At 31.6% G+C, this 10,861-nt stretch carries 10 protein-coding genes; 4 read left to right on the forward strand and 6 right to left on the reverse strand.

The features are described from left to right. The first annotated feature begins 35 nt into the window (after nucleotides 1–35). A complete protein-coding gene (locus EC396_RS17800; protein WP_164975177.1) occupies nucleotides 36–179 on the forward strand; it encodes a hypothetical protein in 144 nt (47 codons plus the stop codon). Here the strand turns inward: EC396_RS17800 and serS are convergent. From serS to EC396_RS01395, 3 genes are read right to left on the reverse strand one after another with little or no spacing between them, the layout of a single operon-like run. Then, entirely contained in the window at nucleotides 172–1,446 is a 1,275-nt protein-coding gene (gene serS / locus EC396_RS01385; protein ID WP_129364901.1) for a serine--tRNA ligase, read from the reverse strand. The two genes, EC396_RS17800 and serS, sit on opposite strands and share 8 nt — an antisense overlap. A 52-nt stretch (nucleotides 1,447–1,498) precedes the next feature. Beyond that, nucleotides 1,499–2,047 carry a hypothetical protein gene (locus EC396_RS01390; protein ID WP_129364902.1) on the reverse strand — a complete coding sequence of 183 codons (549 nt, stop codon included), beginning with the start codon at nucleotides 2,045–2,047 and terminating at the stop codon, nucleotides 1,499–1,501. 21 nt (nucleotides 2,048–2,068) lie between these two features. Further along, nucleotides 2,069–3,007, reverse strand: coding sequence for a bifunctional riboflavin kinase/FAD synthetase (locus tag EC396_RS01395; RefSeq protein ID WP_129364903.1), 939 nt, complete (start codon nucleotides 3,005–3,007; stop codon nucleotides 2,069–2,071). A 159-nt stretch (nucleotides 3,008–3,166) separates the two neighbouring features. Between EC396_RS01395 and EC396_RS01400 the strand changes: the two genes are divergently transcribed. Further along, nucleotides 3,167–7,000, forward strand: coding sequence for a reprolysin-like metallopeptidase (locus tag EC396_RS01400; protein WP_129364904.1), 3,834 nt, complete (start codon nucleotides 3,167–3,169; stop codon nucleotides 6,998–7,000). A gap of 80 nt (nucleotides 7,001–7,080) precedes the next feature. Then, the gene (locus EC396_RS01405) at nucleotides 7,081–7,503 is read left to right on the forward strand and encodes a hypothetical protein (protein WP_129364905.1); all 423 of its coding nucleotides are present in this window, start codon (nucleotides 7,081–7,083) and stop codon (nucleotides 7,501–7,503) included. 151 nt (nucleotides 7,504–7,654) lie between these two features. On the opposite strand, the gene EC396_RS01410 is transcribed toward EC396_RS01405, so the two are convergent. After that, entirely contained in the window at nucleotides 7,655–8,494 is an 840-nt protein-coding gene (locus tag EC396_RS01410) for an OmpA family protein (RefSeq protein ID WP_129364906.1), read from the reverse strand. 146 nt (nucleotides 8,495–8,640) lie between these two features. Between EC396_RS01410 and EC396_RS01415 the strand changes: the two genes are divergently transcribed. Further along, nucleotides 8,641–9,636, forward strand: coding sequence for an FAD:protein FMN transferase (locus EC396_RS01415; RefSeq protein ID WP_129364907.1), 996 nt, complete (start codon nucleotides 8,641–8,643; stop codon nucleotides 9,634–9,636). Here the strand turns inward: EC396_RS01415 and EC396_RS01420 are convergent. Next, a complete protein-coding gene (locus EC396_RS01420) occupies nucleotides 9,629–10,390 on the reverse strand; it encodes a class I SAM-dependent methyltransferase (RefSeq protein ID WP_129364908.1) in 762 nt (253 codons plus the stop codon). The genes EC396_RS01415 and EC396_RS01420 overlap by 8 nt on opposite strands. A gap of 6 nt (nucleotides 10,391–10,396) precedes the next feature. Beyond that, on the reverse strand, nucleotides 10,397–10,861 hold a 465-nt coding region (locus EC396_RS01425; RefSeq protein ID WP_129364909.1), incomplete at its 5' end, for a M24 family metallopeptidase.

Genomic DNA, 10,861 nt, shown 5'->3' on the forward strand with positions numbered 1-10,861 from the left:
GGTCTTTCGGGTATAAATCTATTAAAACAAACCCAATGAAAGAGTTAATTAAACAATACGAAAACGCTAAAAATAAAGCATTCAACTTTATGAATAACGGACAATTACACGATTATTTTGATGCATTGATTGAAATGAATCACTACAAAAAACTAATGATACAAGTGCCTGTTAATTGATCAATTCAAAACCGCAATATGGTATCAAAACTTTAGGTATTTTAATACCTTCAGGTGTTTGACAGTTTTCTAGCAAACCAGCTAAAATACGTGGCAATGCTAAAGAACTTCCGTTTAAAGTATGTGCCAATTCGCTTTTGCCTTCGCTGTTTTTAAAACGTAATTTTAAGCGATTGGCTTGAAAAGTTTCAAAATTAGAAACCGAACTTACTTCTAACCAACGATCTTGTGCAGTAGAAAATACTTCAAAATCGTAAGTTAAAGCTGAGGTAAAGCCCATATCGCCACCACAAAGACGCAATATTCTAAATGGTAAATTTAATTCGGTTAAAATTTCTTTAACGTGATTAACCATACCATCTAAAGCTTCATAAGATTTAGAAGGATGTTCAATACGTACAATTTCAACTTTGTCAAATTGATGCAATCTGTTCAAACCACGAACATCTGCTCCGTATGAACCAGCTTCGCGTCTAAAACAAGGTGTGTAAGCGGTTTTACAAAGTGGAAAATCAGATTCTTTTAAAATAACATCTCTAAAAATATTGGTAACTGGTACTTCAGCAGTAGGAATTAAATATAAATTATCCTGTGCATCGTGGTACATTTGCCCTTCTTTATCAGGTAATTGTCCTGTTCCGTAAGCAGAATCTTCGTTAACAAAATGCGGTACCTGAACTTCGTCGTAACCAGCATCGGTATTTTTATCTAAAAAATAATTGATTAAAGCACGTTGTAATTTGGCGCCTTTTCCTTTATAAACCGGAAAACCAGCACCTGTAATTTTGTTACCTAACTCAAAATCTATGATGTCGTATTTTTTTGCCAATTCCCAATGTGGTAAAGCACCTTCGTGTAATACAGGAATTTCGCCTTTTTGAAATATATTTAAATTGTCTTCGGCTGAATTTCCAGCAGGAACAATTTCCGCAGGAATATTAGGAATTAAGTATAATAACTCTTGTAATTCTGTTGTTATGTTTTGAAGTTTATCGGCTAACTCTTTCGATTTTTCTTTTAAAACAACTGTTTTTTGCTTTAAAACTTCGGCTTTTTGAACTTCTTTCGCTTTAAATAACTGTCCAATGTCTTTTGCTAATTTATTTAGATCGGCCAAAATAGCGTCTGATGCTGTTTGAGTTGCTCTTCTTTCTTCATCGGCTGCAATGGTTTTAGCAACCAATTCTTCGGCATTTTTTACATTTCTTTTTGCTAAACCTTTTAAAACAGTTTCTTTGTTTTCTCTAATAAACGCTACTTGTAACATTGTTTTTTCCTTTAATTAGTCCGCAAATTTAAGAAATTGCAGTTAAAAGATGCTAATTAGTTTCATTTGATTTTAAAGAAACAGTTTGGTGTATTTCAGAAATAATTTGAGGGATTTTTTTTACCGAAAAATTCAGGTCAATTTTTAAAGAATCTTTGTTGGTTTTTGTAAGACTGAAGTTGCCATTTTTTATAGGAAAATAACCGCTTTCTCCTTTGCAAAAACACAAACGACCATAATGTAATTGTACGTTTTGAAGTTGCTCGTTGGTTAAATTTACATCAATAATTGGCGAATCCAATTCGGCATAAATTAGTTCAGTATAATTGCTGTCGGCAGTATTTTCGAGCGGTTTTTTTGTAAAAGTATATTTTAAAATGGTTTTTGATCCTTCGTTAATAGTTGGATATAAATTTCCAAATTCATCGGTTTTAAATTCAAGTGTTTTGTTTGAAATTAATTCGAGTGTGCAAGTGCCATTTTCAGGGCAATTGTCTATTGTTGTTGTTATGTTTTTGTTTGCTGAAACCTGCGAAGTTGCTTTTTGAGGTGTTTTACACGCCATTAACAAAAGCAAACAACTAATTAAAATATTTTTCATAGGTGTAATTTAGTGAAAATTTTATGCAATAAAAGTGCCACTAATTATTTTTAGCGACTTTTCTTTGTCTAACTTTAATTGTTGTTTTAAGGCTTCAACCGAGTCAAATTTTTGCTCGTTTCTTAAAAATGAAAGCACTTCAACCTGAATATTTTTACCATATAAATTATCGTTGAAATCAAAAAAATGTATTTCAATAGTTTGATTTTTTCCACTCACGGTTGGTCTAAAGCCAATGTTCATCATTCCAAAAACAGTTTCATTATTTATGGTAGATTTTACAATATATGCACCCGTTTTCGGAATTAATTTATAAGGTTCATTAATGTGAATATTGGCTGTTGGAAATCCTATTTTTTCACCTAAATTTTTCCCTTTTACAACTTCACCTGTAAGCATAAAATAATAGCCCAAATAACTGTTCGCTTTTTCAATGTAACCATTTTCAATGGCTTCTCTAATTTTAGTAGAACTTACCGTGTTGTTGTTAATGTCTTTTTGAGAAATTTCCTGTACTTCAAAGTTAAAAGTGTTTCCAAAAGCTTGGAGTTGCTCAAAATTACCTTCTCTATTTTTGCCGAAATGATGGTCGTAACCAATAAATAATTTGGCAATATTAAGCTTGTTTATTAAAATGTTTTTTACAAAATCCAATGCCGAATATTCTGAAAATTCATTGGTAAAAGGTTGAATTATCAAGGCATCTAGACCCATTTTTTCTAACAAAACAATACGTTCATCAATAGTATTAATTAGTTTTATGCTTAAATCTTTTTGTAAAACCATTCTGGGATGTGGGAAAAAAGTCAATAAGACCGAAGTTGCATTGTTTTTTTTAGCACTATTTATTAATTTTTGGATTACTTTTTGATGTCCATAATGAACCCCATCAAAAGTGCCAATGGTGACAAATGATTTTTTAGGTGAAGTGTATTCAGATAAATCTCTATAAATTTTCAAAGTTGAAAATAGTATTTGGTTATTTGAAAGTGCAAAAATACTTTATTTAATTAAAAGCACTCACATTACTGTTAATTAAAACAGTTATAAATTGCTGTGAAAAATAATATCAATTATATTTGTTGGTTCGAGATTGCTAATTGGGTAAAATTTATAATTATGAAAAACAGCTTGGGAAAAAATAGTTTAATGCTTTTTATGTTTTTCGTAATTTCTTCTTTATTTGCACAAAAAAATGACAAAGTTTGGAATCAACAAGTTGATTTTCAAATAAATGAAATTGATAAGATTAAACGAAGATCCATTCCAAATGCGTATGAAGTTTATAATTTAGACATCAATACTTTAAAACAATCACTTCAAAAAGCCCCAAAAAACAAAGGTAAATTTCAAAAATCAACTACTATTGTAAGTTTTCCAACCACTAATGGCTTTGTTGAAAAATATGAAGTTTATGAATCTTCTATTTTAGATGAGCAACTTCAAAAACAATTTCCTTCAATAAAATCTTATGTTGGAGAAAGTATTGAAAACCCAGGAACTATCATTCGTTTTAGTGTTTCTGATATCGGTTTGCATGCTATGATTATGCAAACTAAAGATGAAGCTGTTTTTATTGATCCATATACTTCAGATAAAAAATCATACATCGTTTACGCTAAAAAAGAGTTGCCAAATACAGCTCCTTTTGTTTGTAAAGCAGACAAGATGGTTGGAACTTTACAGCAAAAGCTACCTGATTTGGCTTCAAAAACTGAAAATGTAAATGATGGAAAATTAAGAACATTTAGATTGGCGATTGCAACAACTGGCGAATATGCTCAATTTCAACTGGCTTATAACGGAATTGGTGAAACTGCCTCTGAAGCTCGTAAAAAGGAAGTGGTACTTTCGGCAATAAATGCAACAATGACGCGTGTAAATGCTATTTTTGAACGCGATGTTTCTTTAACTATGCAGCTGGTTGCTAACAATGCTTCTATTATTTTTTTAGACCCTTTAACTGATGGTTTTACAAACGACAATGGCGATGTTTTAATCAACGAAAGTCAGTTTGTAATAGACAACAATATTGGGTTTTCTAATTACGATATAGGTCATACTTTTAGTACTGGTGGCGGTGGTTTGGCTACCATCAATTCGCCTTGTACAACAAGCAAAGCAAAAGGTATTACAGGCTCTGGCTTTCCTGTTGGAGATTTGTATGATATTGATTTTGTGGCTCATGAAATGGGACATCAATATGGTGCCAATCATACTTTTAATAGCAGTAAAGAGGGATGTGGCGGTGGAAATAGAAATGATGCAACAGCTGTTGAACCCGGCAGTGGATCAACCATTATGTCTTATGCAGGTTTGTGTGCTCCAGAAAATGTTAAGTCGTATGCCAATGATTATTTTCATTTGGTTAGTGTAAATGAAATGTGGGCAAATATAACCAGCGGTTTTAGTAATTGTGCCAATATTACTTTAACAGGAAACAATACACCAACGGTTGATGTTTTGCCAACTTATACGTTGCCAATTTCAACGCCATTTTTTTTAAATGCAACTGCAAGTGATGCTGATGGAGATGTTTTAACCTACACTTGGGAGCAGCTTGATACTCAAATAACAACAGCACCGCCAGTTGCAACGGCAATTCAAGGTCCGGTTTTTAGATCTTATGCTCCTAGTACATCATCAACCCGATATTTTCCCAATTTAAATACCGTTATTGCGGGTCAATTATCTAATACATGGGAAGTTTTACCGTCGGTTGCCAGAACCATGAAATTTGGCGTAAATGTAAGGGATAACAATGTAAATGGAGGGCAATCTGCAAGTAGAGAAACCACATTGACTTTTAATAAAGATGCTGGTCCTTTTAGGGTAACTTCGCAAAGCACCGTAGTTTCTTGGAGTTCGGGTCAATCAAAAGAGATAAAATGGGATGTTGCAAATACCAATATTGCGCCCATAAATTGTACCAATGTAAATATTAAATTGTCTGTAGATGGTGGATATACGTATCCGTATACTTTGGCTTCAAATATTGCAAATAATGGTACTGCAAATATTGTTGTACCAAATGTGACTTCAACTTTAGCAAGAATTAAAGTAGAGAGTGTTGGTAATATTTTTTACGCTATAAATGCAGCAAATATCAATATTCAGGCTAAAGAATTTACCATTACTTTTTCTTCAATAACTTCTGAAGTTTGTAAGCCAACCAATGCTGTTTATAATTTTACATACAATACTTTTTTAGGTTTTAATGAAGTTACTACGTTTACTGCAGCTGGAAACCCGGCCGGAACAACTGTAAGTTTTAGTCCAGCAACCGCAACAGCCAATAATACCAATGTGGTAGTAACGGTAAGCGGAACTTCAAATCTTGACTTTGGAGCTTATAAATTTGATATTGTTGGAACTTCTGCAACAACTTCACTAGAAAAAAGAAAAGAAGTTTTATTAAATGTTTATGATGCGAATTTAACAGCTCCTATTTTAACAATTCCTACAGATAATAAATTGGCTTATTTAAAACCGTATTCACTAAATTGGAATGCAAATTTCAATGCGGTTTCATATACAGTTCAATTGGCAACAGATGCTTCTTTTACAACAATTGTAGAACAAGCTACTGTAAATACAAATTCTTACAAGCCAATTTTACTGGCTCTTGATGCTTCTTATTATTGGAGGGTAAAATCAATCAATAATTGTGGTGAAAGTAGTTATAGCAATCCATTTAAATTTACAACTGCCAATGAGATTTGTAATACTTACACTTCAACAGACATTCCAAAAGACATACCCGACAATAGCTCTGTTGGTGTTTTTTCTACTATTTCGGTAAGTGATGTAAAATTAATTACAGATGTGTCTGTTACTTTAAATATAACACATAGTTATGTAGAAGATTTGTCAATTTCGTTAATTAGTCCTGAAGGTATTGTGGTTTTGTTGTCTGCTGAAAATGGAGGTGGTGGTGATAATTATACCAACACTATTTTTAATGATGCTGCAACTACTAGTATTGTTAATGGTTCAGCACCTTTTACGGGTACTTATAAGCCGCAACTTCCGTTGTCGTTTTTAAACAATGGTTTTTCAAATGGTATTTGGAAATTAAAAGTTGTAGATGCTGGTGAAGCCGATACAGGAACTATCAATTCTTGGAGTCTGGAAATTTGTGGAATTATAACAGATATTAACGATGATGACGGAGATGGTGTTATAAACGACATTGATCAATGTCCAAATACTCCTTTTGGAAATACCGTAGATGCATTGGGCTGTTTTATATTGCCTGCAAACAATTTTGAAATTAAAACTGTTGACGAAACTTGTCCAGGTAAAGACAATGGTGAAATTATAATTACGGCGCTAAAAAATTACAACTATACTACAACCATTCATAATGTTGATTACAGTTTTATAACCAACCAAACCATTTCTAATTTACCTGCAGGAACATATGATTTTTGTATAGGTGTTTTTGTTGCTGATGAAAATAAAACTTTTGAGCAATGTTATAATGTTACTGTTGAAGCAGGTACAATAGTTGTTGGAAAAGCAACTGTTAAAGAGAAGGATGTTGTTATTGATATTGCTCAAGGAACTGCTCCGTTTGAAGTATTGGTAAACGGAAACTTGGCTTTTGAAACCAATCTTAATTCTTTTGCTTTAAATGTAAATCACGGGGATTTGATTGAGGTAAAAACAAGTGTAGCTTGTGAAGGTGTTTTTTCTAAAGAAATTGACTTGATAACTGAAATTATTGCTTATCCAAATCCTACCAATGGCGATTTTGAAATCCAATTACCAACTTCAAAAAAAGAAGTGAAAATTGAATTGTACAATATGCAGGCACAGTTAATTTCTTCTAAAATGTATCCAGTTGAATTTGGTAAAGTACAATTGTCACTTCAAGATAATCCGACAGGAATTTATATTTCAAAAGTATATTTAGATAAGCCCGTTATTTTAAAAATAGTTAAAAAGTAAGTTTAATATATTTTACAAACATATTACAGGTTTTAAAAATGACCTGTTTTTTTAGTGTTTGGAAATTAATTAAAATATAGATGAATTTTAATAATATTAAGTATCAGTTAGCTAAAGAAAGAAAAGAGAAACCTAGAATGAGAATTTTAAGCTATTGGGCAATTGTATCATTTTTAGGTATCGTAATTATAAAAACAATTATTAGACCAAAAAACCTTCATTTGTCTGGTACTTTTGATTTTTTACAAGGTACTTTGCCAAATTTTTTTGCAGGATCAGGATTTTGTGTAATTGCATTTGTTTATTTCAGGGCTTTTTACATTCATGAAAATTCATTGACAAAAAGGTTGCTATTTGCTTTTTTATTTTCGTTTTTAGGATTAACCCTTTGGGAATTTATTCAATTTTTTATGGGGTATCCAATAGATTTTTATGATATTTTAATGACTGCAATGGGTAATTTACTAACAATTATAATTGTTGTTTTATTAAAAATTAAATAACTTAAAATAGTGGTGCTAAATTTTTAGATTGAAGTTTAAAATTTTTCTGAAAGCCACTTAGATTTTTCCAAAATAACCAAATGTTTAAAAGTAATATCAAAAAAAAAGACCGTCTGAAAAGACGGTCTTTTAAATTTTATTGAAACTAGAATTAGTCTACTTTTTGCTCTAACAATTCAAAGAACTGATCTAATTTAGGCATCAAAACAATTCTTGTACGTCTGTTTTTAGCTCTACCTTCAACAGTGTTGTTAGTGTCTAAAGGAGTATACTCACTTCTACCTGCAGCAACCAAACGAGCTGGGTCAATTTTAAAGTTGTTTTGTAACACTCTAATTACTGAAGTTGCACGAGATACACTTAAATCCCAGTTGTCTTTAATACAGCTAGTATTAATTGGTTTGTTGTCAGTATAACCTTCAACCATTACTTCTAAATTAGGTTGTGCTGCAATTACATCAGCAACTTTACCTAACACAGCTTTAGCTTCTGAAGAAATTGTTGAACTACCACTTTTAAATAATAATTTATCAGCAATAGAAATGTAAACAACTGTTTTTTCAACATTAACTTCAATGTCGTCATCTTCAAATCCATCTTTCAACACACTTTTTAATTTAAATCCAAGTGCTAAGTTGATAGAATCTTTTTTAGTAACTGCTTTTTGGATGTACTGAATGTACTGATCTTTTTTACCCATTTGAGCAAGGGTTTCTTTAATGTTGTCAGAAGCTGATTTTGACAATACAGTTAAATTATCAACATATTCTAAAGTTTTAGCTTTGTCTTCTTTTAAACTTGAAATTTGTTGATTAAGTGACGAAATTTTACTTTCGTTTTCAACTTGACACTTCATTAAATCTGCTTTTGTGTCAACCAATTCTTGATTTTTTTGGCTAAAATTTCCTTCTAACTCGGTGTATTTCTTTTTTGAAACACATGAACTTAATACCACTGATGTAAGTAATAATACTACTGCTATTTTTCTCATATTTTTATATTGCTTTAAATGCGTACCAAATTTATAAAAAAGTATTCATTTGGTTATGGATATTTATTAATTTAAGAAATTTTTAAGAGATAATTTAATGTTATCTTTGCAAACTAATTATTTGATAAAATTTAATCTATTTTTTAATGAAAAATTATATATTCTTAATTTTAATATTTGTTTTGTATGCCTGTGATAATCAGGATAGTAATTTGGTTGTTATTCAGGGTAATGCTATTGGTACTACTTTTTCAATTCATTATTTAGATGAAGACGATATTAATTTTAGACCTAAAATTGATAGTTTAATTAAGGCTATTAACAAATCTACTTCAACCTATATTCCAACATCTGATATTTCAAAAGTAAATAAAGGAGATACCACAGTGGTAGTAGATGCTTTTTTTGAAGAAGTTTTTACCAAATCTGAAAGAATTTTTAATGAAACCAATGGCGATTTTGATCCAACAGTTGGTATATTGGTAAATGCCTGGGGTTTTGGACCTGGCGAAGCTATTGAAGATTTAGATTCACTTAAAATTAATCAATTGTTAAAATATGTTGGTTTTGATAAAGTTAGTTTGAAAAACGGAAAAGTGCATAAATTGTATCCTGAAATTTATTTCGATTTTAATGCCATTGGAAAAGGGTATTTGGTTGATATGGTTGGGCGACTTTTTGAGCAATACAACATTGAAAATTATATGGTCGAAATTGGTGGTGAAATAAGAGCCAGAGGTGTAAACGAAAAAAACTTAGCGTGGCGCATTGCTATTGAAAATCCTAACGAAGATGGAACGCGTTCTTTTGCATCTATTGTTCAGTTAAATAACGAATCTATTGCAACTTCAGGCAATTATAGAAAATACAGAACCACAGCCGATGGTAAAAAATATGTACATACCATCAATACCAAAACAGGTTATGCCTCTGAAAGTAATTTGTTAAGTGCTTCGGTAATTGCAAAATCTGATTGTGCCGATGTTGACGGTTATGCAACAGCTTGTATGGCTATGGGCTTAGAAAAAACATTGCAGTTTTTAAAAAATCACCCAGAATTAAAAGTATTTTTAATTTATGTTGATGAAAATGATGAAATGAAAACCTATACTTCGCCTCATTTAAAAATGCAGGCTATTTAGTGCAAACAGGTAAAATTTCACCTTTAACCAAACAGTATTTTTCAACCAAATCTGTTGAAAGTGTTTTAGAGTAATCAACTTCATTTACATTAAATCCAACAGCGCGTAAACGGTCAAAATAATCTTTTCCGTATACGCGAACGTGATCGTATTGCCCAAAATGTTTTTTGCGCTCTTCTTTAGATGTAATTGTAAAATCTTCGTAAGTTTTGTCTAAACTCAAATCCTGCGGAATTTGAAATATGCCCATTCCGCCAGGTTTTAAAACACGATACAATTCGCTCATCGCTTTTTTATCATCTTCAATATGTTCTAAAACATGGTTGCAAAAAACAATGTCAAAAGTATTTTCTTCAAAAGGCAAATCGCAAATGTCAGCTTTTACATCTGCAATTGGAGAATACAAATCGGCTGTAATATAATCTAAGTTTTGTTGCTGCTTAAACAATTTTAAAAAGCATTGTTCTGGTGCCATATGCAGCACTTTTTTTGAAGCTGTAAAAAAATCGGTTTCATTTTTTAAATACAACCAAATTAACCTATGGCGTTCTAATGATAGTGTGCTGGGCGACAAAACATTTGGGCGTTGTTCGCCATAACCATAAGGTAAAAACTTTTTAAAACTTTTACCATCAATAGGATCTGTATAGGTATTTCCTTTTAAATAAAATGAAATTACAGGACGCACCCAATAACTCATTTTAATAAGTAAAGGTCTTGGTATGGTGTTTAAAACAGTTTTAAAAATTGGCATTAAAATCTATTGTCTAAATTCGTCTTCTTCAGTACTTTCAATTCCTAAAGCTTCATAAATATATTTAAAAGTAGACAGCAATTCAGGTTTTCCGTTAACAATGGCAACATCGTGTTCAAAATGAGCACTTGGTTTTCCATCTTTTGTTAAAATGGTCCAGCCATCTTTTAGTTGATTTATCTGGTGAGTTCCTAAATTTACCATAGGTTCAATTGCAACAACCATTCCTTCAACAAATTTTTTCCCTCTTCCTCTTTGGCCGTAGTTTGGCATTTCAGGATCTTCGTGCATTGTTTTTCCCAATCCGTGTCCAACCAATTCGCGTACAATTCCGTAACCGTGTTTTTCACAGTAATTTTGTATGGCATATCCTACATCTCCAACGCGGTTTCCAGCTTTAAATTCACGAATGCCTTCGTACAAACTTTCTTTGGTAATTTGCAGTAATTTTTTTGTTTCAGGGTCAACTTC

The sequence above is a fragment of the Lutibacter sp. HS1-25 genome (assembly GCF_004121075.1).
Classification (GTDB): Bacteria; Bacteroidota; Bacteroidia; order Flavobacteriales; family Flavobacteriaceae; genus Lutibacter.